Source organism: Streptomyces sp. NPDC001027 (assembly GCF_040299045.1).
Classification (GTDB): domain Bacteria; phylum Actinomycetota; class Actinomycetes; order Streptomycetales; family Streptomycetaceae; genus Streptomyces.
Genome location: NZ_JBEPBI010000044.1, coordinates 24,950 through 50,630, shown reverse-complemented (window position 1 = coordinate 50,630; position 25,681 = coordinate 24,950). Strand labels below are relative to the sequence as shown.

Annotated in this window: 23 protein-coding genes; 10 read left to right on the top strand and 13 right to left on the bottom strand. The window is 74.0% G+C overall.

Annotated elements, in window-relative coordinates; translation table 11 throughout:
• Positions 1–302: 302 nt before the first annotated feature.
• Both ABT300_RS15550 and ABT300_RS15545 read left to right on the top strand, forming a co-directional pair.
• Complete coding sequence (locus ABT300_RS15550; RefSeq protein WP_351675356.1) at positions 303–710, top strand: hypothetical protein; 408 nt, start codon at positions 303–305, stop codon at positions 708–710.
• A gap of 294 nt (positions 711–1,004) precedes the next feature.
• Positions 1,005–2,012 (top strand): intradiol ring-cleavage dioxygenase, encoded by a 1,008-nt coding sequence (locus tag ABT300_RS15545; protein ID WP_351675354.1) that lies wholly within the window; start codon positions 1,005–1,007, stop codon positions 2,010–2,012.
• 30 nt (positions 2,013–2,042) lie between these two features.
• Here ABT300_RS15545 and ABT300_RS15540 read toward each other — a convergent pair whose 3' ends face one another.
• The 3 genes from ABT300_RS15540 to ABT300_RS15530 all read right to left on the bottom strand — a co-directional run bounded on the left by ABT300_RS15540 (position 2,043) and on the right by ABT300_RS15530 (position 3,332).
• The gene (locus ABT300_RS15540) at positions 2,043–2,720 is read right to left on the bottom strand and encodes a hypothetical protein (RefSeq protein ID WP_351675352.1); all 678 of its coding nucleotides are present in this window, start codon (positions 2,718–2,720) and stop codon (positions 2,043–2,045) included.
• Positions 2,721–2,765: 45 nt separating this feature from the next.
• Positions 2,766–2,897 (bottom strand): hypothetical protein, encoded by a 132-nt coding sequence (locus tag ABT300_RS15535; RefSeq protein WP_351675349.1) that lies wholly within the window; start codon positions 2,895–2,897, stop codon positions 2,766–2,768.
• Between the two features lie 69 nt (positions 2,898–2,966).
• Positions 2,967–3,332: a PH domain-containing protein gene (locus tag ABT300_RS15530; protein WP_351675346.1), complete on the bottom strand. Its 366-nt coding sequence runs from the start codon at positions 3,330–3,332 to the stop codon at positions 2,967–2,969.
• Between the two features lie 323 nt (positions 3,333–3,655).
• Here ABT300_RS15530 and ABT300_RS15525 point away from each other — a divergent pair, with 323 nt between their 5' ends.
• Positions 3,656–4,999 (top strand): pectate lyase family protein, encoded by a 1,344-nt coding sequence (locus ABT300_RS15525; RefSeq protein ID WP_351675343.1) that lies wholly within the window; start codon positions 3,656–3,658, stop codon positions 4,997–4,999.
• Between the two features lie 223 nt (positions 5,000–5,222).
• On the opposite strand, the gene ABT300_RS15520 is transcribed toward ABT300_RS15525, so the two are convergent.
• Positions 5,223–5,570, bottom strand: coding sequence for a hypothetical protein (locus ABT300_RS15520; RefSeq protein ID WP_351675340.1), 348 nt, complete (start codon positions 5,568–5,570; stop codon positions 5,223–5,225).
• A gap of 89 nt (positions 5,571–5,659) precedes the next feature.
• A complete protein-coding gene (locus ABT300_RS15515; protein WP_351675337.1) occupies positions 5,660–6,607 on the bottom strand; it encodes a helix-turn-helix domain-containing protein in 948 nt (315 codons plus the stop codon).
• 489 nt (positions 6,608–7,096) lie between these two features.
• Here ABT300_RS15515 and ABT300_RS15510 point away from each other — a divergent pair, with 489 nt between their 5' ends.
• Positions 7,097–7,972 carry a helix-turn-helix domain-containing protein gene (locus tag ABT300_RS15510; RefSeq protein ID WP_351675335.1) on the top strand — a complete coding sequence of 292 codons (876 nt, stop codon included), beginning with the start codon at positions 7,097–7,099 and terminating at the stop codon, positions 7,970–7,972.
• A complete protein-coding gene (locus ABT300_RS15505) occupies positions 7,969–8,178 on the top strand; it encodes a DUF397 domain-containing protein (protein ID WP_351675332.1) in 210 nt (69 codons plus the stop codon). The genes ABT300_RS15510 and ABT300_RS15505 overlap by 4 nt, the downstream gene beginning before the upstream one ends.
• Positions 8,179–8,244: 66 nt before the next feature.
• Here ABT300_RS15505 and ABT300_RS15500 read toward each other — a convergent pair whose 3' ends face one another.
• The 5 genes from ABT300_RS15500 to ABT300_RS15480 form a co-directional block, all read right to left on the bottom strand.
• Positions 8,245–8,736, bottom strand: coding sequence for a hypothetical protein (locus tag ABT300_RS15500; RefSeq protein ID WP_351675330.1), 492 nt, complete (start codon positions 8,734–8,736; stop codon positions 8,245–8,247).
• Between the two features lie 140 nt (positions 8,737–8,876).
• A complete protein-coding gene (gene metG, locus ABT300_RS15495; protein ID WP_351675327.1) occupies positions 8,877–10,607 on the bottom strand; it encodes a methionine--tRNA ligase in 1,731 nt (576 codons plus the stop codon).
• Between the two features lie 183 nt (positions 10,608–10,790).
• The gene (locus ABT300_RS15490) at positions 10,791–12,899 is read right to left on the bottom strand and encodes a VWA domain-containing protein (RefSeq protein ID WP_351675324.1); all 2,109 of its coding nucleotides are present in this window, start codon (positions 12,897–12,899) and stop codon (positions 10,791–10,793) included.
• A 149-nt stretch (positions 12,900–13,048) separates the two neighbouring features.
• Positions 13,049–15,031 (bottom strand): FUSC family protein, encoded by a 1,983-nt coding sequence (locus tag ABT300_RS15485; protein WP_351675321.1) that lies wholly within the window; start codon positions 15,029–15,031, stop codon positions 13,049–13,051.
• 116 nt (positions 15,032–15,147) lie between these two features.
• Entirely contained in the window at positions 15,148–15,930 is a 783-nt protein-coding gene (locus tag ABT300_RS15480) for an alpha/beta fold hydrolase (protein WP_351675319.1), read from the bottom strand.
• 180 nt (positions 15,931–16,110) lie between these two features.
• Between ABT300_RS15480 and ABT300_RS15475 the strand changes: the two genes are divergently transcribed.
• Positions 16,111–17,454: an aminotransferase-like domain-containing protein gene (locus ABT300_RS15475; RefSeq protein ID WP_351675316.1), complete on the top strand. Its 1,344-nt coding sequence runs from the start codon at positions 16,111–16,113 to the stop codon at positions 17,452–17,454.
• 52 nt (positions 17,455–17,506) lie between these two features.
• Here the strand turns inward: ABT300_RS15475 and ABT300_RS15470 are convergent, their stop codons facing one another.
• A complete protein-coding gene (locus tag ABT300_RS15470) occupies positions 17,507–18,430 on the bottom strand; it encodes a hypothetical protein (RefSeq protein ID WP_351675313.1) in 924 nt (307 codons plus the stop codon).
• Between the two features lie 133 nt (positions 18,431–18,563).
• Between ABT300_RS15470 and ABT300_RS15465 the strand changes: the two genes are divergently transcribed.
• A complete protein-coding gene (locus ABT300_RS15465; RefSeq protein WP_351675311.1) occupies positions 18,564–19,112 on the top strand; it encodes an SH3 domain-containing protein in 549 nt (182 codons plus the stop codon).
• Positions 19,113–19,200: 88 nt separating this feature from the next.
• Here ABT300_RS15465 and ABT300_RS15460 read toward each other — a convergent pair whose 3' ends face one another.
• Positions 19,201–19,647: a hypothetical protein gene (locus ABT300_RS15460; RefSeq protein ID WP_351675308.1), complete on the bottom strand. Its 447-nt coding sequence runs from the start codon at positions 19,645–19,647 to the stop codon at positions 19,201–19,203.
• 265 nt (positions 19,648–19,912) lie between these two features.
• Here ABT300_RS15460 and ABT300_RS44495 point away from each other — a divergent pair, with 265 nt between their 5' ends.
• From ABT300_RS44495 to ABT300_RS15440, 3 genes are all read left to right on the top strand, one after another.
• A complete protein-coding gene (locus tag ABT300_RS44495) occupies positions 19,913–21,820 on the top strand; it encodes a hypothetical protein (protein ID WP_502977947.1) in 1,908 nt (635 codons plus the stop codon).
• A gap of 351 nt (positions 21,821–22,171) precedes the next feature.
• Positions 22,172–23,515 (top strand): helix-turn-helix domain-containing protein, encoded by a 1,344-nt coding sequence (locus ABT300_RS15445; protein WP_351675371.1) that lies wholly within the window; start codon positions 22,172–22,174, stop codon positions 23,513–23,515.
• 355 nt (positions 23,516–23,870) lie between these two features.
• The gene (locus ABT300_RS15440) at positions 23,871–24,593 is read left to right on the top strand and encodes a GAF and ANTAR domain-containing protein (RefSeq protein WP_351675305.1); all 723 of its coding nucleotides are present in this window, start codon (positions 23,871–23,873) and stop codon (positions 24,591–24,593) included.
• A 62-nt stretch (positions 24,594–24,655) separates the two neighbouring features.
• Here ABT300_RS15440 and ABT300_RS15435 read toward each other — a convergent pair whose 3' ends face one another.
• Positions 24,656–25,513 (bottom strand): hypothetical protein, encoded by an 858-nt coding sequence (locus tag ABT300_RS15435; RefSeq protein ID WP_351675303.1) that lies wholly within the window; start codon positions 25,511–25,513, stop codon positions 24,656–24,658.
• Between the last annotated feature and the right edge of the window lie 168 nt (positions 25,514–25,681).

The following is a 25,681-nucleotide window of genomic DNA, read 5'->3' as shown; positions in this document are numbered from 1 at the left end:
GCGGCGGCCCGCCCCCCGCCGGCGCGCCCCCGCATTCCGGGGGGGGGCCCCCCCCCCGCCCGGGCGCCCCCCCCCCACGCCCGTTTCCCTCGGCGACGACTGACAGCCCCCCTCGCCCGACTGGACGAGTCCCGTCCGGGGTACTCGCCCCTCAGGCGCTCCACGCCCTTCCCCTCCTGCGCGCCTCACCGGCGCCCCACAGGAACATCCCGGGGCGGGCACAGCGGGCCGCCGGATCATGAAGGAGAAGAGACCAGACCAGACCAGGGGCCGGCGAGGGCCGGGACGTGAAGGGAGCGGCGATGGATTCCACGGGGTTCGCGATCATGCTGTCGGTGCTGCTGATCGTCGGCGCGGTGGTGTGCGTGGTGACCCAGCGCCGCGACCGGCGGCGTCCCGCGTCCGGCCTGGACGCGGAGGCCGAGGCCCACCACTGGCTCGTCCGGCTGGCCGGCGGGCTCGTCCCACCGGACGTACGGGCCTGGGCCGGGGCCGACGCAGCCGCGGAGCGCTCGCTGACGCACGCGGCCGAATGCCACCGCGCGGCCCGGCGCCGACTGGCCACGGCCCGCACCCCCGCGGAGTACGAGGAGGCCACCCGGCTGGCGAAGACGGGTCTCGAGCACCTCACGGCGGCGCGCGCGGGCCTGGGGCCCCGCCCCGCCGCACCGCCCTCGCACGGAACGTCGTCGGCGCTCGCGTCCCGGTAGAACGGGCGCGGTGGGACGCGGTTCGGTCGGCCGGGGTTCGACGGGACGGGGGTCGGTAGGGCGGGATCTGGTGGGGCGGGCCTGGTAGGCAGGGCTCGCCGGGTGCTTCCGCCGTGAAGGGTTCCGGTAGGGCGGGTCTTGGTCGGGCGGGTCTCGGTAGGACCGGGCTCGCCGGGCGTCTTTGCCGTGAGCAGGCCGAAAACGAACGTGTGTGCCTGAGGGTCGCTGCCTGACCTTGCCGTTCCACAGGTCGTTCCCATGCCTCTGACAGCCCAGGTCCCTACCTTCGCGGCCATGACGGGAAACCACGAGAACAACGCGAGCAACGGGGACGTCACCGGCGGTCCGAACGCCACGGCCGGACGGCAAGGGCCGCGGCACAAGCGGGATCTGACGCGCCGCAAGGTCGTCGTGGCCGGTGCGGGCGCGGCCGTCGCCGTCGGCGCGGGCGGGGCGCTCGCCGCCGGCGCCTTCGCCGGGGAGAAGAAGCCCGCGAAGGGCGGCGCCAAGGCCACGGCCTCCGCCGGTTCCGCCGAGGCCTGCTACCTGCTCACCTCCGAGACCACCGAGGGCCCCTACTACATCGACGCCGACAAGATCCGCCGGGACATCACCGAGGACAAGGAGGGCATTCCCCTCACCCTCGCCCTGAAAGTGATCGACTCCCAGACGTGCAAGCCCGTCGCCGACGCCGCCGTCGACATCTGGCACTGCGACGCCCTCGGCGTCTACTCGGGCTACGAGAGCCTCTCCACCGGCGGTGGCGGTGGCGGCGGCGCCCCGACCGACGCGCCCACCGGCGCTCCGACCGGTGAGCCGCCCTCCGGAGGCGGGGGCGGCGGCGGTCACGAGGAGCCGACCGACGACGAGCGCTATCTGCGCGGCACCTGGAGGACCGACCGGCAGGGCCGCGTCACCTTCAAGACGGTGTTCCCGGGCTGGTACCGGGGCCGTACCGTCCACATCCACACCAAGGTGCACGTGGACGGGAAGTGGACCGACGCCGGGTACGAGGGCGGGCACGCCTGCCACACCGGGCAGTTCTTCTTCGACGAGACGGCCGTCCTCGCCTCGGCCGCGGTGGCGCCGTACTCCACCAGCACCACCGAACGCACCACCCTCGCCGAGGACACCATCTACGACCAGAGCGGCACCCAGGGAGGCCTGCTCAAGCTGAAGTACGACAGGAGGAACATCGCGAGGGGTGTGGTCGGCTCGATCACCATGGCCGTCGAGCCGGACGCCACCCACGACGGCGCCGGCGCCGGCGTCCAGCCCGGCGCGTCGGCCTCGTCAGGCTGACCGCCGCTCGCGCTCCGGGGGGCGTCCCGTTCACTCGTCCGGTGACGCCCCCTCCTCCAGCAGCCGTTCCGCGATGTCCGTCGACCAGGCCTGGGCCCACGCCCGCAGGTCCGTGAGCTGGTCCTCGCTGAGGCCGTACGCCTCGAACGCCGAGTCCGGGAAGTGGTCGGTGCCCTCCAGACGGGTTCGCAGGGCGGGCAGGTCGAAGTCGTCCCGGGCGTGACGGCGGGCCAGTTCCTCCAGCTCGGGATGGGTGAAGCGGGCGGACGCCGCCCTCGCGTCGATCAGGTCGACGGCCAGCCCCCGGTCGTAGAGCGCCCGGATCTTCGTGCCCACCGCGTCCCCCGGAGCGAGCGCCGGCCCGTACGGGGTCGCGACGGGCGGGCTCCAGAACGTCTCCTTGTGCAGGGCCAACCGGAGGACGGTGTCCGAGTCGGGGTCCGGCACGGTCAGGTGCGCGGACAGCGGGTCCGTGTCCTCGAGCGTCACCCCGTGACGGCCCGCGGCGGTGAGCGCCGTGCTCAGCGACTCGGCGAGCCGGGACATCGGCACCGCGCTCTCCGTCGCCAAGTCCACGTTGGCGTGCGGACGTTGGATCAGACCGTGTGCCTGCAGGGCGTAGCCGCCCGCCAGTGCCCAGGGGGCGCCGGGGGCGGCCGTCCCGAAGACCTCGGCCAGCAGGCGGAGGTGGGGTCGGAGAAGGTCCACCGGGTAGTCGTACCAGGTGACCGGGGCGCGGCGGGGGACGCGGGCTCAGATCACCCAGCCCAGCCCGTTTCCGCCCAGCAGGGTGAGGCTCTGCTGGGCGAGTCCGACCGAGGCGGCGGTGAAGACCCGGCTGCGGGCGGCGACGGGGCCGGCGGTGAAGCCGGGGAAGGTCCACACGGCGCCCGTGCCCCGCGTGAGTGTAGGGCGGACGCGGCGCGCCCCGTGTCGCGGCCGGGGGCGAGGACGCTATTTGGCCACGTACTGCGTGAGGATCGCCTGAACCTCGTAGATGTCGACGCCCTTGGTGAAGGTCTTCTCGATCGGCATGGACGAGCCGGAGACCCAGATCTTCAGCTCGGCGTCGAGGTCGAAGGTGCCGGCGGTCTCCACGGCGAAGTGGGTGATGCTGCGGTACGGGATGGAGTGGTACTCGGTCTTCTTGCCGGTGATGCCCTGCTTGTCGACGAGGATCAGACGGCGGTCCGTGAACATGATGGTGTCGCGGATCAGCAGGAACGCGGCCTGCACCTGCTCCCCGTGACCGAGCAGCCGCGCGTAGTCCTGCTGGGCCTGTGCGGGGTCGATGGGGTGTGCGTTGCCGAAGAGTGCCATGTGGGTCCCCCAGGTGAGGTGTGCCGGTGGGTGGGCGCGTCGGTGTGGACGTCGGTGCGGGCGGCGGTGCGGGCGTGCCGCCGTATCGCGTGCGCCCCCCCTTGTCCGGGGGCCGGTCCGGTCCGCCGATCTGCGGTGATCCCTCCCCCGTGGGGGCCGTTCGCCCCCGATGCGCACCTTAAGGGGGTGGTGCGGGAATCGTGAAGGCGTTTCCTCGCGAGGCGTCCGGGTCCGCCGAAAAAATTCTCGATCAGCGGCAACTCTTCACCGCACGGCGACCACTGACCGGTCGTAAGCCCGCTCCTCCCCGTAAGGATCCCCCCGTGGCAGCTGCCTCCCACCGCCGGTCCCTCCGCTCGCGCCGCGTCCTCGTTCTCACCGCCGCCGCGGTGGCCGCGGGCGTCGGCGCCGGAGTCGTCGTGATGAACGCGAACGCCTCGCCCGTCGACCTGTACCACCAGACGCTCGCGGCCAAGGACGGCTGGGGCTCCTCCGGCGCGGGCACCACCGGCGGCGCCAAGGCCGACGCCGCGCACACCTTCACCGTCTCCACCCGCGCCGAGCTGGTGAAGGCGCTGGGCTCGGCGTCCGACACCGCCCCCCGGATCATCAAGGTCAAGGGCAGGATCGACGCCAACACGAACGACGCCGGGAAGAAGCTGACCTGCGCGGACTACGCGGCGGGCGCCGGCTACTCGCTGTCGTCGTACCTCAAGGCGTACGACCCCGCCGTGTACGGCCGCTCGAAGCTGCCCTCCGGCACGCAGGAGAAGGCCCGCGCCGCCGCCCAGACCAAGCAGGCGAAGAACGTCGTCTTCAAGGTGCCCGCCAACACGAGCCTGGTCGGCGTGCCCGGCACGGCCGCCGGGATATCCGGCGGCATGCTGCTGATCCAGAACGTGGACAACGTCATCGTCCGCAACCTGAACTTCGCCGCCACCGAGGACTGCTTCCCGCAGTGGGACCCGACCGACGGTTCCACCGGCAACTGGAACTCCAACTACGACTCGGTCTCCCTGCGCGGCGCCACCCACGTCTGGGCCGACCACAACACGTTCACCGACGCGCCCCACCTGGACAGCGTCAACCCGAAGTACTACGGCCGCGAGTACCAGGTCCACGACGGGTCCCTCGACATCACCAAGAGCTCGGACCTGGTGACCGTCTCGCGCAACCAGTTCACCAACCACGACAAGACGATGCTGATCGGCAGCAGCGACAGCGAGCCGGCCGGCAAGCTGCGCGTCTCGATCCACCACAACGTCTGGAAGGGCATCGTCCAGCGCGCCCCGCTGGCCCGCGTCGGCCAGGTCCACATCTACAACAACCTGTACGACGTGACGCCCCTCAACGGCTACGCGACGCAGTACAGCATCAACTCCCGCGCCAAGGCGCAGGTCGTCGCCGAGGACAACTACTGGAAGCTGCCGTCCGGCGGCAAGGTCGCGAAGCTCCTCAGCGGCGACGGCACCGGCGCGGTCAAGGGCTCCGGCAACCTCGTCAACGGCACGGTGACCGACGTCGTCGCCGCGTACAACGCCGCGTCCTCGAAGGACCTGAAGACGACGGTCAACTGGACCCCGACCCTGACGGCGGGCCTGGAGACGTCGGCGAAGAACCTGCCGACCTCGCTGGCGACGACGACGGGCGCGGCCGTCCTGAAGTAGCCCCCCATACACGCGAGGGCCGGGAGACCACGAGCCCCCGGCCCTCGCGTCCCCACGCCGCGGGGTGGTTCACACACACGGCTCGCTTCGGGGACGGACGGCTCTCCTTACCGCTTTCAGTACCCCAGGCAGGTGATCTGGACGACGTAGACGCGTTCGCTGCGTACGACGACCTGGTATCTGAACATTTCCTCCGCACCGAAGGCGTACTCCCACTTCCAGCTCAACCGCGCACTGCCTTCATGGCTTCGTCCAGGACGGCGCTCAGCTCCCTCAGGGCCTCCTGGGCGATGGCGGCATCTTCGTGCTCCAGCCTGCTCTGTGCCCGTGCGAAGCGGGAGGAGAGGCCGGGGCGCCGGGCGATCTCGATGTCCCGGGCCCAGGTGAGGACCCAGCTCCGCACCGGGCTGAGGGACTGCCACTCCACGGCCTTGGCGAAGGCGTCGTCCTTCGTGGCCTGCATCTCGTCCAGGCGACCGGGATCGACGACGGCGAGAGCCGTGCGCAGGGCGTCAGGACTCTGCTCGGGACGCGGGATCAGCTCGTGTCCGTGATCGGCCTGAGTGCTCATGGTGTCCTCCACAGGGTGCCCTGGCCAGGGTATCCAGACGAGGCCGCGGAGGAGCCGGATCGGGAGCTGAGCGGGCTGTGAGCGGCCTGTCACGATCGCCCCTGTTCGGTGGGGGAGGTCTCCCCGATACCGGCGTCGGAGGCACTGGAACCATGGCCCGTAGAGGCGCAGCCCCGGCAATGGCGGGGGTCGGGGCCGCGGTAGCCGAGGTTGCAGGTGTCGCAGATCCGCAGGGGGTACCGGACGGGTGGTGGTGGCTCTGGGGTGCGGAAGGGTGGGAGGGGCGGGAGCTTGGCTGTCAGGCGGTGGGCCAGGAAGGCGGCGGGGCGGACCAGGGGCTCCAGGGGCAGGTCGCCGGCCAGGGCCTTGCGTACGGCGGTCGGGGTGAGCTCGCGCTCCAGCCAGGCGGCGACTCCGGGGGCCAGGTGCTCGGCGTCGGTGGCGGAGAGGAGGAGGCGGGGGTCCTCGCGGCGGAGCTCGGCGAGGACGTCGGTGGCCTGCCGAAGGAGGGCGGGGGAGGTGTACGCGGGCTTCGGTACGGCGGGGAGGGCGCGGCGGCGCGCGGGTTTCTGCTGCGGGGCGGCGGCCGCGCGGCGGGGCGGGGGCTTGGGCGCCTCGCCCGTTTCGGTCGTGGCGCCGCGTCGGCCGGGCTGGTTGCAGGAGACCGTGCGGGTGACGATGCGGCCGGTCGGGGTGCGTTCGCGGGTGCGGCGCAGGTAGCCGTGGGTCTCCAGTTCGCGCAGGGCGGCGGCGATCCGGGTCGGGCCCTCGGGGAAGCGGGCGGCCAGGGTCTTGATGTCGATGGGGGCGCCGGTGGGGAGGGACTGGATGTGGCAGGCCAGTCCGATCGCCAGCAGCGAAAGGTCCGGGTGCTGGGCGAGGTGGTTGCCGATCACCGTGAAGCGGGTGGTGTGGCGGGCGTTGTCGTGGGTGACGCCGCCGGGGTGCCCCTTCGCGTGGGCGTGCCGGTAGGGGTGGTTTTTCCCGCTGATACGGGGCTGGGCGTGCGGGCGCACGCTAGGGTTTTGGGTGTCCATCGGGAAGGGTCGACTTCCTTGGTGGTCAGGCCCTCGCAGTGGGATGCCAGTCCCCGCGAGGGCCGTTGCATGTCTGGGATCGTTGTGCGGTGTCGTGCTGCGCTGAGCGTAGAGCAGGCAACCCAGCACTTATCCAGCCCAGTTGGCGATGTTCACTCGCGCGAGTGAGCGTGCACCGTGGGCGGGAGGGGTGGGGCTTGGCGGGGTCCTTTCCCTCTCGTGGTCCTTTGGGAAAGACGGCCGACGGCACCGGAACCCACGCGGTCGGGTTCCGGCGCCCGTGTCGTCATCCGTCGGCCGGGCGGCGGGGCGTGGGTGGACTTTTCGCTGTTCACCTGACCGGGCGTGGTCGCCCGTGCTTACCGTGAGCAGTGACAGCGCCGATACGCAGGGTGACTGTCCGGAGCTTGTCGGCCGCTGTCCGGACCGTCGGAAAGGGGCCTGCGGGTATGGGCGTCACGGCACGGCGGTACGACAGAGGGGTGCGGTATGTCGGTGGACGGCGAGGCGGTACGGCTGCGGACCGAGGCGGACGAGCCGGGGTGGGAGGTGGACCCGGACGACGAGTGGGGCGTGGCCGTACTCGCCACGGTGGGACGGCAGTTGCGGCTGCGGCGGGAGGCGGTGGGGATGCGTGCCGGCGACTTCGCGGTGGCGATCGGGTACGGAGAGGACCTGGTCTACAAGGTCGAGGGCGGGAAACGGATCCCCCGCCAGGAGTACCTGGACAAGGCCGACGAGGTGTTGGGCGCGGGCGGACTCGTCGCGGCGGCCTGGGAGGACGTGAAGAAGGTCCGGTATCCGAAAAAGGTTCGGGAGCTGGCCAAGTTGGAGGCCCAGGCGGTCGAGATCGGCATTTATGAGAGCAACGGCATCAACGGTCTCTTGCAGGTCCCCGACCACGCACGCGCCCTGTTCGAAGCCATGCAACCTCCTTACTCCCCGGACGAGGTGGAGCTGATGGTGGCCGCGCGCGCGGCTCGTGCGTCGGTCTACGAGCGTTCACCCGCGCCCGCGCTCAGCTTCGTCCTGGAAGAGGCGGCCCTGCGCCGTCCGATCGGGGGCAGAATGGTGTTGCGCCAGCAGCTCGAACGTCTGTTGGAGGTGGGTCGGCTGCACAACGTCGTTCTTCAGGTGATGCCGTTGAACTGTGAGACCCACTCCGGCATGGACGGCAAGATCGAGCTGCTGAAGTTCGCAGACGGTTCAGCAGTGGGCCGCTCCGACGGCGCGTTCAACGGTCGGCCGACTTCGGAACCCAAACACCTGCGCATCCTTGAGTTGCGGTATGGCACCATCCGGGCTCAGGCCCTCTCGCCAAGGGAGTCGCTGGCCTTCATCGAACAACTGCTGGGAGAGACATGATCCGCAAGACCACTGCCGGGGACGCATCCGAGCTGGCGTGGTTCAAGAGCAGCTACAGCAGTGGCAACGACGGCAACTCCTGCGTCGAGCTTGCTGTCACCCCCGGCACTGTGCACGTCCGCGACTCCAAGAACGTCGAGGGCCCCCGGCTGGCGCTCGCGCCCGGTGCGTGGGCGGACTTCGTGGCGTATGCCTCGGAGCGCTGACCCGGGGGCGGCCCGCGGGGCGCTCGTGACGGGCACTGCGTGCGGGGCGTCTCTCGTAGGGGCGGCTCAGGTGTCGTACGTGCCGTCCCACGGCTCCGCGAAGGCGAGGCGGTCCGGGTAGAGCTCCGCCCAGGTCTCCGGCTCGCCGTCGTCGTCCTTGTCCTCGCGGATGACGAGGCCGAACAGGACGTTCTCGTACGTGAGGTGGAAGGGGCGGACGGCGATGTCCGTGTAGGAGCGGCGGGGCAGGCTGCGCAGCAGGGTGGCCAGGCGGACGCGGGCACGGGTGAGGACCGAGTCGTCGCCGTGCGGGTCGCGCTGCTGCTCGGCCCATGTGCCGGCGCACCAGATGTCCGAGTCGCGGTAGCGGCCCTCGGCGTCGAAGGTGTGCAGCACGGTGTAGAGGCGTTTGTGCTCTTCCCAGCCGTCGTCGAGCCGGAAGCCCTGCGGGAAGGCGTAGGTGACCGACGCGAGGAACTGACCGTCCGCGTACCGCCCGATGGACTCGGTGCGGCGCCTCGGCTGGTAGGCGATCGGAATGACCTCGGGGACTGCCATGGCGGAAACCATACGGCTTGGCGAGAACATGCCGAAGAGGGGGGAACCTCTTCGCCTTTTCCTCTACGTCTTCTCCGTTGTGGCTTCTCCTGCGGACACCCGGGGAGGGACGCGGAACGTCCCTCCCCAGGCGCGGCGCGTCACTCCTCGGTGCCGCCGAAGCGCTCCTTGTACGCCGCCAGGTCCTCGTCCTGCAGCTTGGCGAACAGGACCGGCGGGACGGTGAAGGGGGCGCCGGCGGGGACGGAGGCGAGGGCGCGGGCCTCGTCGGCCGTCACCCAGGTCGCCGTGTCGTGGGCGAGGGAGAAGGCCTCACGCATGATCTTCGCCGTCGCCGGGATGAACGGCTCGGAGACCACCGCGTAGAGGTGGATCAGGTTCATCGCCGTGCGCAGCGTGAGGGCCGCGCCGTCCTTGTCCGTCTTGATCTCCAGCCACGGGGCCTTCTCCTCGAGGTAGGAGTTGCCCGCCGACCACAGCGCGCGCAGCGCGGCGGCCGCCTTGCGGAACTGGAGGGCCTCCATCTGCGACTCGTACTCGGCGAGCAGTTCGGCGATCTGCTCCCCGAGCCTCGTCTCCGCCTCGCCGGGCGCGTTGCCCGCCGGGACCTCGTCGCCGAAGCGCTTCTTGGAGAAGGACAGGACGCGGTTGACGAAGTTGCCCAGGGTGTCGGCGAGGTCCTTGTTCACCGTGGCCGTGAAGTGCTCCCAGGTGAAGGAGGAGTCGTCCGACTCGGGGGCGTTGGCGATCAGGAAGTAGCGCCAGTAGTCGGCCGGCAGGACGTCCAGCGCCTGGTCGGTGAAGACGCCGCGCTTCTGGGACGTGGAGAACTTGCCGCCGTAGTACGTCAGCCAGTTGAAGGCCTTGACGTAGTCGACCTTCTTCCACGGCTCGCGCACGCCCAGCTCGGTGGCCGGGAACATCACCGTGTGGAACGGGACGTTGTCCTTGGCCATGAACTCCGTGTAGCGCACCGGGTTCTCCCCGCCGTCGGCCTCGTACCACCACGACTTCCAGTCGCGGGTCTCACCGGCGGGGGCGGCGTCCGACCACTCCTTCGTCGCGGCGATGTACTCGATCGGGGCGTCGAACCAGACGTAGAAGACCTTGCCCTCGGCGGCCAGCTCCGGCCATGTGTCGGCCGGCACCGGCACGCCCCAGTCCAGGTCGCGGGTGATGGCGCGGTCGTGCAGACCCTCGGTCAGCCACTTGCGGGCGATGGAGGAGGCCAGCTGCGGCCAGTCCGCCTCGTGGCGGGAGACCCACTCCTCGACCTCGTGCTGCAGCTTGGACTGGAGGAGGAACAGATGCTTCGTCTCCCGGACCTCGAGGTCCGTGGAGCCGGAGATCGCCGAACGCGGGTCGATCAGGTCCGTCGGGTCCAGGACGCGGGTGCAGTTCTCGCACTGGTCGCCGCGGGCCTTGTCGTAGCCGCAGTGGGGGCAGGTGCCCTCGACGTAGCGGTCCGGGAGGAAGCGGCCGTCGGCCGGGCTGTACACCTGGCGGATCGCCCGCTCCTCGATGAAGCCGTTCTCGTTGAGGCGGCGGGCGAAGTGCTGGGTGATCTCGACGTTCTGCGGGGAGGAGCTGCGCCCGAAGTAGTCGAAGGCCAGCGCGAAGCCGTCGTAGACCGCCTTCTGGGCGTCGTGCGCCTGCGCGCAGAAGTCGGCGACCGGGAGGCCCTGCTCCTTCGCGGCCAGCTCGGCGGGGGTGCCGTGCTCGTCCGTCGCACAGATGTAGAGGACGTCGTGGCCGCGCTGGCGGAGGTACCGGGAGTACACGTCCGCCGGGAGCATGGACCCCACCATGTTGCCCAGGTGCTTGATTCCGTTGATGTACGGAAGGGCGCTGGTGATGAGGTGTCGAGCCATCGGAGGCTGCTCCCAGTCGGTCGTTCTTCGGCGGTCCTCTTATGGGCCTTGAACTTGAAATCGTAGCCGACACGGGTGGGCCGCCCGCCTCCCGTTTTACGGGGTGGGAGGCGGGCGGCCGGAGGTACGGGCGGGGCGGCGGCCCCGGTCGGGCGGGTGCGCCGGGCCGGCCGGGCGGGCGGGTCAGGGGCGCCAGGTGGCCAGGACGCCCTCGTACAGTTCGGCGTCCGTCAGCTCGCGCGGGGTCGGGCCCGCGTGGAAGAAGGACGTGTTCGGCGTCTTCAGCTTGCGCAGGTAGTCGAAGGCCTTGTTGTCGTGCTCACCGAACGCGACGAAGGAGAAGAAGACGGCCGGGTGGTTCTGCGCGGCGTCCGTGAGGGCCTGGGTGGCCGGGGTCTTCGCGTCCGGGGCGCCGTCCGTCTGGAACACGACCAGGGCGGGGGCGCCCGGGGCTTCCTTCCCGTGGCGGGCGAGGACTTCCTCCACGGCCGCGTGGTAGCTGGTACGGCCCATGCGGCCGAGGCCGGCGTGCAGCTCGTCGATCTTGTTCTCGTGCTCGGCGAGGGTCAGCTCGCCGGTGCCGTCGAGCTCCGTGGAGAAGAACACCACGGGGACCGTGGCCGCCGGGTCCAGGTGCGCCGCGAGGGCGAGGGTCTGCTCGGCGAGGGCCTGGGCGGAGCCGTCCTTGTAGTACGCGCGCATGCTCGCGGAGCGGTCCAGCACGAGGTAGACCTTGGCCCGGGCGTCGGCGAGGCCGGCGTTGCCGAGGGCGGTGGCGGCGGCGGTGTACGCGGTGCGGAGGGTTGCGGGGACCGCGGTGCGGGGCTCGGCCTCGCCTTCGGCCTCGGCCTCGTCGTCCCCACCCGCACCACCGGTGCGGCTCTCGTCGTCGGCTGCGGGTGGCCCCTGCGGGGCGTCCTCGCCGTCGGCGGCCGCGGGTGCGGGTTCGGCCGCCGCAGCGGCGGGTTCGAGGGCGGGCTCGGCTTCCGCCTCCGCCTCTGCCTCGGGTGCGGCGTCCGGCTGCGGGGCCGCGTCCGCGGTCGGCTCCTCGGTGGCGACCTCGGCGGCCTCCGGCTCCGGCTCGGCCGGGATCTCGGCGGCGGGCTCGTCCTGCACTGCCGCCGGCTCGGCGGGCGCTTCGGCCTCCGGCGCCTCTTCAACCGGGACGTCGGCCCCCGGCTCCGCTTCGGCCTCCGGCGCCTCTTCAACCGGGACGTCGGCCCCCGGCTCCGCTGCGGCCTCCGGCTCCGCCTCGGCCGGGACGTCGGCTTCCGGCTCCGCTGAGGCTTCCGGCTCCGCCGACGCCTCGGGCGAGGGCTCCTCGGCCTGCGGCTCGGCGGCCGGCGTCGTCGCCTCGGGCTCCTCGGCGGGTGCGTCCGCCTTCGCCGGTGCGTCGGCGGTGGGCTCGGCCTCCGTCTGCGCCTCCGCCTCCGCCTCAGGTGCGGCGTCCGGCTGCGGGGCCGCGTCCGCGGTCGGCTCCTCGGCGGGCGTGACCTCGGTGGTCGGCTCCTCGGCGGGCGTGACCTCGGCGGTCGGCTCCTGCTCGGCGGCGCCCTCGGCCTTCGGCTCGGCCTCGGTCTCGTCCGCGGCGGCCGTCGTCGCCTCGGGCTCCTCGGCGGGTGCGTCCGCCTCGGCCTTGTCCGCGGCTTCGTCGGCCGCCGTCTGCGGCTCTGTCTCGGCCGCGGCCTCCGACTCGGCGTTCGCCGCGACGTCCGCCGTCGGCTCCGCCGCGGTTTCGGCGGCCTCGGCGGACGCCTCGGCGTCGGTCTCGACGTTGGCGGCGGCGTCCGTCTCCGCCGGGCCGTCGGTGTCGGCGTCGCCGGTGGCTTCGGCCTCGGTCGGGGCGGCGGTGTCGGCGGTGGCTTCCGTCTCCGTCGGGGCGCCGGCCTCCGTCTCGACGTCGGCGTCGGCCGTGGCCTCGGCCTCGGGCGACTCGGCGGTGGGGGGCTCGGTCGGTGTTCCGGGGGCGGTGGACGCCTCCGGCTCCGGGGCGGTGTTCTCCTCGGACCTCGTCGGCTTGGGGACCGTGACGTTGTCGAAGGCCGCCGCCACCAGGTCGTGCTCGTTCGGGGACTCCGTGCGGGGTTCCGGGACCTGGGCCGTCGGAGTGGGCTCGGGAGAGGGGGAGGGGAGTGCCGGTTCCTGCGCCCGCGTCGGTGTCGACGTCGGCGCGGACGGCTCCGCGGCGGCGGTCTGTTCCTGCGAAGGAACCTGTTCCGCACCCTCTGCCTCGGCCGTGCGCCCCTTGCGGGACCTGCCGAATGCATTCCGCAGGAGAGTGAGAATGCCCATTTGCGCAACCCTTCGCATGAGTTGTAGCCGTCGATCCCTGGCCAGGACGGACACGTAAGGTTAGCGGCCCCCGGCGGTGATCTTGGGCAGGGGTGAGTGTGCGGAACGCGGGTGTGTCAACACCGCCTCGAAAGCCCGCCCTGCGGCCGTCATGCGGTGGGTGAGGCTATGGCCCGCGCCGCCGCGATCTCCTGGCGCAGGGGCTGCAGGACGCTGTCCGGCGGTCCGGTGAGGTCGGTGCGGACGGGATACAGGACCTCCGTGTCCCGCAGGCCCTCGGCCAGCTCGTCCAGCTGCAGCGTGACCTGGGCGACCTCCCGCGCCGACGGCGGTTCGGCCCCGTGCTTCACCCGCACCCGGGCCGCGGTCGTCGCGTCCACGATCCGCTCCACCGCCACGACCAGCGGCCACCAGGCGGCCGCCCGGCGTCCGGTCGGCGGCGGCTCGGTCAGCGCGCGCTGGAACTCCGTGCGCACGACCGACAGGTCGCGGTAGAGGCGGCGGCGCATGCGGGCGCGGGCGGCGGGGTCGACGTCGGGTCCGAAGGCCGCGTCCGCGTACCGGGCGGTGTCGGCGACCGCGTCGGCCAGCTTGTCGCCGACCCTGGTGTGCCAGCTCTCCGGCCAGAGCAGGTAACCGGCGACGAGCGCGATGCCGCAGCCGATCAGGGAGTCCGCCAGGCGGGGCAGCAGCAGGGCGGCCCCCTGGTGGTTGAGGGTGTCCGACAGGAGCAGGATCACCGGTGTGATCGCGGCCGTCTGGTAGCCGTAGCCGCGAGGGGTGAGCGCGGGGATGAGCGGGGCGAGCACGAGCATCACCGGCACGTCCCACCACCCCCTCGGCACCTGCGAGAGCACGGCCGCCGCGACCACCAGTCCGGCCACCGTGCCCAGCGCCCGCAGCAGCGCCCGGGAGAACACCGAGCCGAAGTCCGGCTTCAGGACGAAGGTGATCGTGAGGGCGACCCAGTAGGAGCGGGCCACCGGGACCGTGGAGACGAGGACCTGGGCCAGCCCGATGCACAGGGCCAGCCGCAGGCCGTAGCGCCAGGACGCGGCGGACAGGGCGACGTCCCGGGCGGCGTGGGCGGCCCGCGCCCGCAGCCCCGCCGGACGGCCTAGCCGGTCGTCCCCCGTGCCTGCGCCTGCGCCCGAGCCGACGCCCGGGGCGCCGGGTTCGGCGTCGGGGGCGGCTACCACCTCGGCGGCGTGCCGCAGGGCGTGGTCGACGGCACGCGCTGTCTCCGAGGCGGGGGCGGGCAGCCGCAGGTCTATCGGGCCGGTGAAGCCGGTCTCCACAGCCCGCGCGAGGTGCAGCACCGCCTCGGGGACCTCCCGGGGCAGCGGGCGGCCGGCCAGATGGGCCGCGGGAGCCGCCTCCACGACGGGGGTGACGGCGTTCAACTGGGCGACCAGCCGCGTCAGTTCGGGGCTGCGGCCGTGGTGACGGGTGCGGCGGGCCAGGATGAGGTCGTACGACTGGTTCAGCGACTGCGTGACGGTGTGCCGGGCGTCCTCGTAGGCGTCGGGGACGTCGCTGCCGCAGGCCGCCAGCAGGTCGGCGACCGTGCGGTACGCGGCGGCGACCGCGCTGCGCTCGGGGACCCCGGAGCGCAGCGGCCAGGCCAGCAGGGCGAGCAGGAGCACGAGGAGTCCGCCGCCGGTCATCAGCAGGGGCGCCAGCCACCAGGGGCCGGGCATGGGCAGCCCGGCCCCGACGACGCAGTTGAGCAGGAGCAGCAGTCCGGACACGGACGCGACGGCACCGATGGTCGAGATCATCCCGGAGACCAGCGCGACGCCGGTGACGGTGGCCACCGCCGGCCAGCCGAGCCCGTACACGGCGGATCCCAGGGTCACGCCGACCGCGCCGAACAGCTGGGGGACGGCGATGTTCAGGATCCGCATGCGGTAGGCGTCGGCGGTGTCGCCGATGACGCCGGAGAGGGCGCCCATGGAGGTGAGCGCTCCGTATGCGGGCTGTCCCACGGCGAGGCCCACCGCCAGCGGCAGCGTCATCGCGAGCGCGGCGCGGGCGACGGCGGGCCGGTTGACGGGGGAGGCCCGCTGCGGCTGGAGGTTCCGCACCAGCCAGTCGGGAGGGGTGAGGCCGATGGGGAACTCGCGGGACATGCGCTCATTATGAGCGCGCAGGTCAAGGCGGAGAACGGCGCGGAGCCCGGCTGTATCGGGGCAGGCCCGCGGCGGCGGGCGGCCCCGCCGGTGACGGGGGCGGCCGCACCGTCGTCCTACGGCTCCACGGCCGCCAGAAAGCGTGCCAGGACCTCGTTGAACTCCGCCGGGCGTTCCAGGTTCGGCAGGTGGGCGGCGCCGCCGACGACGTGCAGCACGGAGTGCGGGAGCAGGGCGTGCATCGCCTGCGCGTCCGCCACCGGCGTGTACGCGTCGTCCTCGCCGACCACGACCAGGGCGGGGACGGCGACCCGGGTCAGCAGGGGCCGGTAGTCGGGGCGTTCGGCCCGGCCGCGCAGGGCCGCCGCGGCGCCCTCCGGGTCGGTGGACGTCATCATGCGGTGGACGTGCGCCTTGACCTCGGGGTGCGCGGTGGGAGCGACCATCTTCTCCAGCACCTCGTCGGCGTAGCCGCGCATGCCCTCGGCCAGCAGACGGTCCGCCATGTCGTTGCGCGCCGTCCGGCCGCCGGGGGTCTCCGGGGACGGGGCGGTGTCGGCGAGGACCAGGCCGCGGACGCGCTCGCCGAAGCGGGAGAAGCACTCCATCGCGATCTGGCCGCCCATCGACAGACCGGCCAGGACGAACGCCTCCGCCTTCAGATCGTCGAGCAGTTCCTCCAGGTCCTCGGCGAAGCGGGAGAGCGGGGTGACGCCGGGGGTCACCGGGGACGCCCCGTAGCCGCGCAGGTCGGGGGCGATCACCCGGTGGGAGGCGGAGAACGCCTCGATCTGCGGAGCCCACATCGTGCGGTCGAACGGGTGGCCGTGGACGAGGACGAGAGGGAGCGCCTGAGTCATGTGCGCGCCTTCGTCCCCGTATGCGAGGAAGGGTGCCATGCGGCGACGGTAGGGCGGCCGCACAGCTCGGTGCAATAAGATCTTTGCTCTCGGTGCAATGAGGCCCACGGCGCTGCCCGTGCCCACGGCTCCGCCCGTGCCCACGGCTCCGCCCGTGCCCGCGTCGCTGCCCGTGCCCGCGGCGTCATGGGCGCCCTCTCGAGGAAGGTCCCTGTTCCGATGGCCGACTTCCGGTCGATCGCCGACCGCATCGCCGACGACATCGCCGCCGGACGGCTGCGTCCCGGCCAACGGCTGCCCCCGCAGCGGTGGTTCGCCCGAAGGCATCGCATCGCGCCGTCGACGGCCGGGCGGGTGTACGGCGAACTCGTGCGGCGCGGGCTCGTGGTGGGCGAGGTCGGACGGGGCACCTTCGTGCGGGCCGCGCCGCCCGTCGCGCAGGGGCGCGCGCTGGTGGAGGCGGCGACCGCCGCACCCGTCAACCTGGAGCTCAACTACCCTTCCGCGCCCGGTCAGTCGGAGCTGCTGGCCCCGGTGCTGGCGCCGCTGCTGCGGCCGGACGTGCTGACCGAGGCCCTGCGGCCGGGCGCCGCCGACGGCACGCCGGCCGCGCGTGAGGCCGCCGCCCTGCTGCTCGCCGTCCCCGGCTGGCGGCCCGAGCCGGAACGGTTCCTCTTCACGGGCAACGCCCGCCAGGCGATCGCCGCCGCGCTCGCCTCGCTGGTCCGGCCGGGCGGCCGGGTCGGGGTGGAGGAGCTGACGTATCCGCTGGTCAAAGAGGTCGCCGCGCGGCTGGGCGTGGTGCTCGTGCCGCTCGCCGGCGACGCGGAAGGCGTGCGGCCCGACGCGATCGCCGCCGCCCACCGCGCGGCCCCCCTCTCCGCCCTCTACCTCCAGCCGACGCTGCACAACCCGACGTCCGCGACCATCGGCGAGAACCGCAGAAGCGAACTGGGCCTGCTCGCGGTGGGGTTGGAGCTGCCCGTCGTCGAGGACCGCATCTGGTCGTTTCTGCATCCGGACGCCGTGCCGCTCGCCGTCCACGCCCCCGGCCTGGTCCACGTGGTGGACGGGCTCTCCAAACGGGTCGCGCCGGGCCTCGCCGTCGGCTTCCTCGTCGTGCCGGAGCACCGGACCCGGGAGGCGGCGGCCGCGGTCCGGTCGGGCGGGTGGAGCGCGGGCCGGTTCGCCGTGGAGGCGGCGACGCGGTGGACGCAGGAGGGCGTGGTGCGGCGGCTCGTCGAGGGGAAGCGGGCGGACGCCGAACGCCGGCAGACGATCCTCGCCGAGCACCTCGACGGGTTCGCCGTCCGCACCGATCCGCGCGCCTATTACGCCTGGTGGGAGCTGCCGGCGCCATGGCGCGCCGAGGCCTTCACGGCCGCGGCGGCCGCCCACGGCATCGCCGTCACCCCCGGCGCCGCCTTCGCCGTGGACCCGCACCGCACCCCGGACGCCGTCCGGCTCGGACTCGCCTCGGCCCCGGAGCGGGAACTCGCGCGGGCGCTGCGGGTGCTGGCCGGCGTCGCGGCGGGCGGACCCGCGGCGAGCGGGGTGGGCTGAGCGGGAGGGCCGCGGACGCGTTCACCCCGGACGGCGGTGCCATCGTGGCCGGTCAGGCCCTGACGCGGGTCGGCTCCGGAGGGGGCGCCGGGGTCGGCGCGGCGGCGGCGGGGGCCGCGGGGTGACGCCGGTGTCGCAGGAGACGGGCCAGGGGTGCGCCGGGGCGGCTGAGCCAGGTGGCGGCGGCCACCGTCAGGCCCAGCGCCAGCAGCAGCCAGGAGGCCGTGCGCAGGGTGGCGGTGAGGGCGTCGTAGACCGCACCGGCGGCCGGCCGGTGAGCCTCCTCGGGGAGGTCGTCGAGGGTCAGCCGGCGGCCGAGGGCGACCGCGAGGCCGAGGAACGCGCCGCCGAGCGCGGTGCCGAGGGCGGTCGCCGTGACGGCCCGGCGACGGCAGGCCGCCACCGCGATGCCCGCCACCCCGAACACGACGGCCGCCAGGGGCAGCCAGAAGCCTGCGACGTCGAGCACGTGGTAGCCCTTCCGGAGTGCGGCCAGGTCGTCGGACGGGAGCAGCGCCACCTGCGTGTGCTCGATGGGGATGTGTGCGGCGAACGGCACGTGATCCACCGTCAACTGCTGTTTGAGGGGCGTGGTGACGGTCGCCAGGTCCACGGTGACGGGACGTCCGTCGCGGCCGGCCCGGTCGTCCTGGAGCGCCCGCATGACCGCGGTGTGGGCCGCCTCGTTGCCCGCGTCCCACGCGGTGCGGTAGGCGCGGGTCGCGGTGAACGAGCGGAACGCGTCGCGCAGGAACAGCGGGTTCATCCCGGCCTCGCGCGCCACTCCGTCGCCCACGGTGTCGGCGACGGCGTCCCGCACGTCGGGATCGGAGGCGAGCGGCGCCATCGCCGTGACGTAACTGCGCGTGTCGGTGAGGCCGTACGCGGCCCAGGCCGCGAGCGCGCCGAACGGCACGAGCAGGCAGCACAGGGCGATGAGGGCGGCCGAGCAAGCGGTCCGCAGGCTTCGGGACACGCCTCCAGGCAACGGGTCCCGAGCGTGGAGCGCGAGCCCATGACGGCCGTGCGGGTGACGTGCCGGTCGTGGCCTCCGGTGGAGGGTTCACCCGAACGGGTGTTTCCTGGTTCTGGGGAGAAGGAGGCCGATCATGCGCACCACTGTGGCCCTGAGAACCCTGGCCGCGGCCCTGCTCGCGGGCGGCTCCCTCGCCGTCGCGGCGGGCGGCGCCACCGCCGCGCCTGCCGCGCCTGCCGCACCTGTCATGTCTGCCGGCGGCGGCGGCGAGGGGATCCGCGGCACCGTCGTCTCGCGCACCGAGCTGAACGTGCGACAGGAACCCACGACCCACGCGCCGGTCGCCGCGGCGCTCGCGCCCGGCAGCCATGACCTGGTGCAGTGCAAGGTCAAGGGCCAGAGCGTGAACGGCGACCCGGACTGGTACTGGCTCTTCGGAGCCCAGGGCTGGGCGAGCGCCGCCTTCGTGGACGTCGGCCGCGCACACGTGCCCGACTGCGCCGACCCGTGCCCGCGGTGGAAGGACGGCGACTGGACGAACTGGGACGACCCGTTCACCGACAGCTCGTTCGGCGTGTCCGGCTCCGGGTCGTTCAGCTTCTCCGGCACCTGGAGCTTCAGCGTCTCCGGAACGTCACAGACCTCGTCGGACGGCTGGGAGTGGGTACCGGTCGGCCGGTGAGTGGAGGGATGAGGGAAGACCCGGGCCCCGGCGGAACATCGCCGGGGCCCGGGTGCGGATGCGTCCCTCCTGGGGGCCTGGTGGGGGCCTAGCGGATGCGGTTTCCGTCCACGTCCTCACGCGTGTAGAAGCGGAAGAACAGCGCCGCGAAGGTGGACGCCGCCACCGCCAGCGCCCAGCCGGTCGAACGCAGCACGCTCGCGCCGGTCTCGCTGTACATGAAGCCGAAGGCGCAGCCGGCGAACACCGCCCACAGCGCGGCGTGCAGTTCGCGCCGCAGCCGCGGGGCGACGGCGTGCACGCCCAGCCAGAGCACCGCGACCGCGAACGCGCTCACGAAGCCGAGCAGCAGGTTCCAGCCGGTGATGGGGCCTCCGGCACGGTTGTTGGCCGCGACCCAGTAGCCGTAGACGAGGCCGAGCCCCACGGCTGTCGTCCACTCCGCGGCCCGGTGGGTCCGTTCGCTGAAGACGTCGGGGACACGGGTCGGGGCCGGCCGGGCCCGTATGCCTGACGCGGGTGCCGCATGAGCCATGAGAGGACTCCTCTCTCCTCGCCCCTGCCTTCCAGGGCACACCTGGGCGGGGGCGGTGGCAAGTCGGATGCGCGGATATTTCCTGTGGACGTGCCGCAGACGTCCCGCAGACGCCCTGCGACGGGCCGCGCGATCCGCGGTCCGCGAAGGGCGACTAACGCCCCGTAAGGGGAGGTTTGCAGTCCTGAGGCTCCCCTTTGCAGCAGCAGCGGTTACGGTGCTGAGGTACGTGATCGACAGGGGAGGGGACATGCGGGAGGGGACCATGCCCGGAACCGTGCTGCTGCTCGCGGCCTCGCCCAGAGGCAAGGGGTGTCTGGTCGACGCGGCCTCGGTGCTCCCCGTGCTGGCGGCCGTGCCGCCTCCCGTGCTGGCCGGCGCCGACACCGCGAACGTCGTCGAACTCGCCGATCCGCTGGAGCCGCAGGCCGTGCTGACCCGGCTGCGGGCCGCCGCGGCCGCGCCCGGCCCGCTGACCCTGTTCGTCGCGGGTCAGCTGCAACTCGACCGGCGGCAGCGACTGCCGCACCTCGCGCTCGCCAGGACGACGCCCTCCACCGTGCGCTACACCGGGTTCCCCTGGCACTGGTTCCGGGAGGAGCTGCGGCTGCGCGCGCCCGGCGCCACGACGGCCGTGTTCGACCTGCGCGCGGATCCGGAGACCTGGCAGTGGCTGCGAGGCAATCCGCTGGACTGCGGGCCCGCGACCGCCGTCTACGGGCGGATCGCGCCGCCGCCGGGCCGACGGGAGGTCGCCGCGCCGACGTACATGAAGGCGGTCGCGACGATACTGCGCAGCGGGGGCCGTCCGGCGGTCGAGCGGCTGCACCAGGCGGCGCTGGCCCGGATCGCCGGGGACGGCGAGGTCGGCGACCTGGTGCTCTCCGGCGCACCCTCCGCAGTCACGCCGGTCACATCGGTCCCCCCGGTCTGGCCCACGTCCGCCGCAGCGCCGTCGGTCGCCGCGGTCGCCTCGGCGACGGGAGCCCCCGCCGGTCCGGCCCTCTCGCCGCCGACGGCTGTCCTCCCCGCAACCGCAGGCGTCCCCGCAGCCGCGGGCGTCCCCGGCGCGCCTGACGGCGCCGTGGTCGCGGGCCCCGGCGCGCCTGGCGATTACGCCGTCGCCGCTGACCCCGTCGTCCTCGGCGGCGCCGTCGCCTCGGTCGCCGCGGGGACGGGAGCCCCCGCCCGGCCTGCGTTCTCGCCGCCGACGGCTGCCCTCCCCGCGGTCGCAGGCATCCCCGGCGCGCCTGGCGATTACGCCGTCGCCGCCGACCCCGCCGACCCCGCCGACGCCGTCGTCCTCGGCGGCGCCGTCGCGCCCGTCGTACCGCCCGCTTCCGTCATAACCGTCGGCTCTCCCGTACCCCCTGCTCCCGTCGTCCCGAACGGGCCCGTCGTGCCGGTCGGCTCCGTCGGGCCGGACGCCCCGGGGCCGGTCGTCCCCGTCCCCGCCGCACCGGCGGTCCCGGCCGACGCCGCTCCGGTACGCGTCTCCGACGCGGCCTCCGCCGTAACCCCGACCTCCGCCGTCGCCCCTGTCCCCGCTCCCGCCTCCGGCGTGCGCGTCGGGGCCCCCGCCCCCGCCACGCCCGAGGACGTGCCCCTCGCGGAGCTGACGCCCGCTGAGCCGACGTCCGTGCAGCTGACGCCTGCGGAGCCGACGCCTGTGGCCTCGCCGGTCCGGGTTCCCGGGCCGGGGGCCGCCGGTGGTGGAGGGGCCCGGGGTGGGCGGGAGAGGCGCGACCTCGATCCGCACGCGGCCATCTCCACCGCCGTCCGGTCCGGGCGGCACGCCGACGCCGACGTGCTCGCCGCCGGGCTGGAGCAGGCCGCGGCGGCGTCGCACGGGCCCGGGTCCGAGGCGGCGCTGCACTGGGCCGAGGTGCGCGCTGACCTGGCGATGTTCGCGGGGGACGCCGAGCGCAGCTGCCGTACCTGGATGACGGTCGCCTTCGCCCGGCTGGAGGCCGGGCAGCCGGTCGACGCGCCCGCCGTGGAGGCGGCGGCCGACCGGGCGCACCACCAGTGGGGACGGATCCCCGACGCGGCGCGGGCCCGGGCGCTGGGGCAGGCGATCGCGGAGCTGCGGGCCCGGGTGCCGGGCCGGCGCGAGGGCGCGCTGGACCACGTCCAGCAGCAGTTGCGGCAGCTGCAGACGACCGGGGGGTGAGCCCCGGCCCGCGCCCGGCACGGTGTCAGCGCTGGCCGGCCGCGTCCTGCTGGGCCGTCGGCGAGGACGGAACGGCGTCCGCGGTGGCGGCCGGGCCCGCGTTGGCGGCCGCGATCAGCGCCGTGACGGTCACCAGTGCCGCCGCGAGGGCCCTCGCGTATGGCGCGGCGGGGCGTGCGGAGAGGCGTGCGGAAGGGCGCGCGGAGGGGTTTCCGAACACGGCTGCCTCGCAACGTCGGTGACTGCGATACTCACGTCAGCAAGCGGTTAAGCGTGCTTAACTCACTGTTTAACCTAGGGGCTGGAATGCTCCAACGGCAAGAGGCGCAAGGGCGGTTGGGGGAGCCGGGAGTGGTGGAGCGGGACGAGCCGGAGGTCGTCGGACGCCGGGTGCAGCGGCTGCGCGTCGAGCGGGGACTGACCCAGCGCCAGCTGGCAGAGCCGACCTACACCCCTGCCTATGTCTCCACGCTGGAGGCGGGCCGGGTGCGGCCCTCCGACGAGGCGCTCAGACACCTCGCCGAGCGGCTCGGCGTCGACTTCGAGGAACTGGCGACCGGCCGGCCCGCACGGCTCGTCACCGATCTGCGGCTGCGGCTGACCGAGGCCCAGCGCGTGCTGGCCGCCGGGGAGGCCGAGGAGGCGGCACGGCAGTACCGCGCGCTGCTGGCGGAGGCGGAGCAGCACGCGCTGGGCGAGGAGCAGGCCTGCGCGCTGCTCGGGCTCGGCGAGTGCGGCATCGACACCGGAGACCTGGACGCCGCCCGCGACTTCTTCGAGCGGGCGGAGAGCCGTCTCGCCGGCGCCCCGCTGCCCGCACGCGTCCCCGCCCTGCGCGGCCGCGCCGTCGCCCACTACCTGGCAGGCGAACTGCGGTACGCGGTCTACCTGTTGGAGTCCACGCTCGACGAGCTCAACCGGGGCGGGCTGCACGACCCGGACGCGCTCCTGCTGCTGTACGCGTCGGTCATCGGCCCGTACATGGACATGGGGGCGGCGGCCCGTGCGGCGCAGGCGGCCGAGTTCGCCCTGGCGCTCGCGCCGCAGGTCGCCGACCCCGCGCTGGTCGCCCGCATGCACCGTTCGGTGGCCCGCACGCTGCTCGCCGAGGGGCGGCTCGCGGAGGCCGACGCCTCGCTGGCCAAGGCCGCCGAGCTGTACCGCCAGCTCCAGCTGCGCACCGAACTCGCCAACTGCCACTGGATGCGCGGTTACGTGTACGCCCAGAACGGTGAACTGGGGCGTGCCGAGGACGAGTTGAGGCAAGCCCAGGCCATGCTCTCCGCACAGCGCGCCGCCCTCTACAGCAGTCAGGTCGCCGTGGAGCTGGCCGACGTGCTGCACCGCCGGGGCAGGTCGGAGGAGGCCGCCGCGCTGCTGCGGGAGGTGCTCGGCGACCTGTCCCCCGAACGCGGCGCCGTGCACGCGGCCGGCGCCCACCGCCTCCTCGGCATCATCGCCGAGGACGCCCGCGACACGGAGGCGGCCGAGGAGCACTACGTGCGCGCCCTCAGCCTGCTGGAGCGTGCGGGCGCGGCCGGGGACCTCGCCGACCTGTGCCGGATGCTGGGGGACCTGCTGCGGCGCACGGGGCGGGTGGAGGCGGCGCTCGACGCGTACCGCACGGGTCTGGGCCACCGCACGGCGCCGGGGACGACGACGCTGGGACCCGCCCCGGCCCAGCCTCCCCTGTAACTCCCAGCCCTGGGCGCCCCCGGCGGTGCCCGGCGTCGGGGGCGCCCAGGGCGGTGTCCGGCGTCGGGCACGTCCCCCGGCGGTGCCCGGCGTCCGGCACGCCCCCCGGCAGCACTCGCCGTCCGGCGCACCCCGGTGGATCCCGCTCCCCGGGCGTGTCCCTCCCGGTGGCTCCCGCTCCCCGGGCGTGCTCCTCCCCCGGGGCCCCGCTCCGGCACGGCCTCACCCGTGGGCCGCCCGCCCGCGGCACGGCCGCCCCGGCGGTGCCGGTTTCCCTGGTGGGCCCGGGGTACTCGGCCGACGGAAGCCGCGCCGGGCGGACGGCCGGGCGGTCCGGCGGACGGAGGTGACGGGTGTGACCGACCGGGAGCGGGACCGGGTCGCCGACGTCATCGCCAGGGAGACGGACGACGCCGTCGCCCAGGACGTCCCGCAGCGGCTGTGCGACGCCGTGCTGAAGCTGCTGCCCGTGAGCGGTGCGAGCGTCTCACTGCGCGGCGAGGGGATGCCCGTGCCGCTGGGGGCGAGCGGGGAGAGCGCGGCATACGTGCTGGAGATGGAGGTCACGCTGGGGGACGGGCCCGGTCTGGAGGCCGCGGAGACCGGCGCCGTGGTCGCCGCCCCCGACCTGACCTCGGACCGGGACGCCGGCCGCTGGCCGGTGTTCGCGCAGCAGGCGGCGGCCGCCGGGGTCCGGTCGGTGTACGCGCTGCCGCTGGGCGACCGCGCGGTGTGCGTGGGCACGCTCGACCTCTACCGCGACGTCCCCGGCGAGCTGGCCGTCGAGGAGGTGCACACCGCCCGGGCGGTGGCCGACGTCGTGACGGCGGTGCTGCTGGCGCTCCCCCGGGACGAGCAGGACGGCCCGGACGGCGCCGGCCTCTGGCTCAGCCCGCTGGCCACCGATCACGGCGAGGTGTACCGGGCCGTCGGCATGCTGATGGCGCAGCTCGGCGTCCCCGCGGACGAGGCGCTGGCGCTTCTGCGGGGGCACGCCTTCGCGGGGGACCGCACGGTGCTGGAACTCGCGCACGACGTGGTCGAGCACCGCACGCGCTTCGACGACCCGGACTTCTGAGCGGGAGCGCCGCCGCTCAGCGTCCCCGGCGGCGCCCCACGCCCACGGCGTCCCCGCCCAGCTCAGATCTGCACCCGCCCCTGCTTCCTGACGTCCGCCAGTCGGCTCACGCCCAGCTGCACGGCCGCCTGCGTCGCGGCGTTGGGGACGTCGCCGAGACCGCCGTTGGTGAGGGCGAAGGCGTCCTCGCCGGCCCGTACGGCGGCGACGTCCAGGGTGAGCACCGTCGGGTCGCCGTCGGCGTTCTCGGCGGCGTCCTGTCCGGGGTTCTGTCCGGGGTTCTGTCCGGTGTTCTCCGGGGTGTTCTCCGCGGCGCCGGCCAAGCGCGTCACCGTGACCCGGAGCCCCTGGCGGGCGTCGCCCACCTCCGGCAGGGGCAGCTCGGAGACCTGCACGTCCAGCACGGCGTCGCCGGCCCCCTTGGCGGTGAACCGGGCGCACGTCTGCGGCAGCGTCCTCAGCCGGGCCAGCGTGCGGTCCACGTCCGCCGGACGGCTGCCGGTGAGCTGGTAGCGGAGCTGCGCGCCGGAGTCCGGGTCGTCGAGCGCGACGACCGCGCGGACCGGTCCGCCGAGCAGCTCGTCGGCGTAGAGGTCGTCGAGGAGACGCCCGCAGTCGGCCGGCGAGGCCGTCGCCTTGAGCATCCCGTCCCGCCAGGTCGCGGCGCCGCGGGTCGGGGTCCAGGGCGCGCCGAGGTCCCGCTCGGTGATGAGGGCGGCCTGCGCCTGGGCCTTGGTCAGCCCCGCCGACGCGGCCGGCGCGGACGGCTTCGCCGACGACCGCTCGACGGTGGGGGTGGCCGGAGCGGCGGTCGGCGGATGCTCCAGGCCGAGGGTGGCGCAGCCGGAGGTGAGGGCGGTGGCGGCGGTGGCAGCGGTGAGGAGGAGCGTGGAGGCCAGGCGGGGGCGGCGGCGGGTCATCGGGGGGTGCCTCCAGGAGTGGGCGCGGGCCCGGGCCGATGCCGGCGCCGGGCGATCCGGGGTGCTTTCTCCCACGTCAGCACCGGTGCACCGGGGGGACCAGCGCGGCGGTCCGTACGGGTTACCGGCGTTGGTGCGGGCGGGTGGGCGACGGCGGGAAAAGGGATG

Coding starts and splice junctions, on each gene's coding strand:
- ABT300_RS15550 (WP_351675356.1), top strand. CDS start 303: ATGGATTCCACGGGGTTCGCGATCATGCTGTCGGTGCTGCTGATCGTC.
- ABT300_RS15545 (WP_351675354.1), top strand. CDS start 1,005: ATGACGGGAAACCACGAGAACAACGCGAGCAACGGGGACGTCACCGGC.
- ABT300_RS15530 (WP_351675346.1), bottom strand. CDS start 3,332: ATGGCACTCTTCGGCAACGCACACCCCATCGACCCCGCACAGGCCCAG.
- ABT300_RS15520 (WP_351675340.1), bottom strand. CDS start 5,570: ATGAGCACTCAGGCCGATCACGGACACGAGCTGATCCCGCGTCCCGAG.
- ABT300_RS15515 (WP_351675337.1), bottom strand. CDS start 6,607: ATGGACACCCAAAACCCTAGCGTGCGCCCGCACGCCCAGCCCCGTATC.
- ABT300_RS15510 (WP_351675335.1), top strand. CDS start 7,097: ATGTCGGTGGACGGCGAGGCGGTACGGCTGCGGACCGAGGCGGACGAG.
- ABT300_RS15505 (WP_351675332.1), top strand. CDS start 7,969: ATGATCCGCAAGACCACTGCCGGGGACGCATCCGAGCTGGCGTGGTTC.
- ABT300_RS15500 (WP_351675330.1), bottom strand. CDS start 8,736: ATGGCAGTCCCCGAGGTCATTCCGATCGCCTACCAGCCGAGGCGCCGC.
- metG (WP_351675327.1), bottom strand. CDS start 10,607: ATGGCTCGACACCTCATCACCAGCGCCCTTCCGTACATCAACGGAATC.
- ABT300_RS15490 (WP_351675324.1), bottom strand. CDS start 12,899: ATGGGCATTCTCACTCTCCTGCGGAATGCATTCGGCAGGTCCCGCAAG.
- ABT300_RS15485 (WP_351675321.1), bottom strand. CDS start 15,031: ATGTCCCGCGAGTTCCCCATCGGCCTCACCCCTCCCGACTGGCTGGTG.
- ABT300_RS15480 (WP_351675319.1), bottom strand. CDS start 15,930: ATGGCACCCTTCCTCGCATACGGGGACGAAGGCGCGCACATGACTCAG.
- ABT300_RS15475 (WP_351675316.1), top strand. CDS start 16,111: ATGGCCGACTTCCGGTCGATCGCCGACCGCATCGCCGACGACATCGCC.
- ABT300_RS15465 (WP_351675311.1), top strand. CDS start 18,564: ATGCGCACCACTGTGGCCCTGAGAACCCTGGCCGCGGCCCTGCTCGCG.
- ABT300_RS15460 (WP_351675308.1), bottom strand. CDS start 19,647: ATGGCTCATGCGGCACCCGCGTCAGGCATACGGGCCCGGCCGGCCCCG.
- ABT300_RS44495 (WP_502977947.1), top strand. CDS start 19,913: ATGCCCGGAACCGTGCTGCTGCTCGCGGCCTCGCCCAGAGGCAAGGGG.
- ABT300_RS15435 (WP_351675303.1), bottom strand. CDS start 25,513: ATGACCCGCCGCCGCCCCCGCCTGGCCTCCACGCTCCTCCTCACCGCT.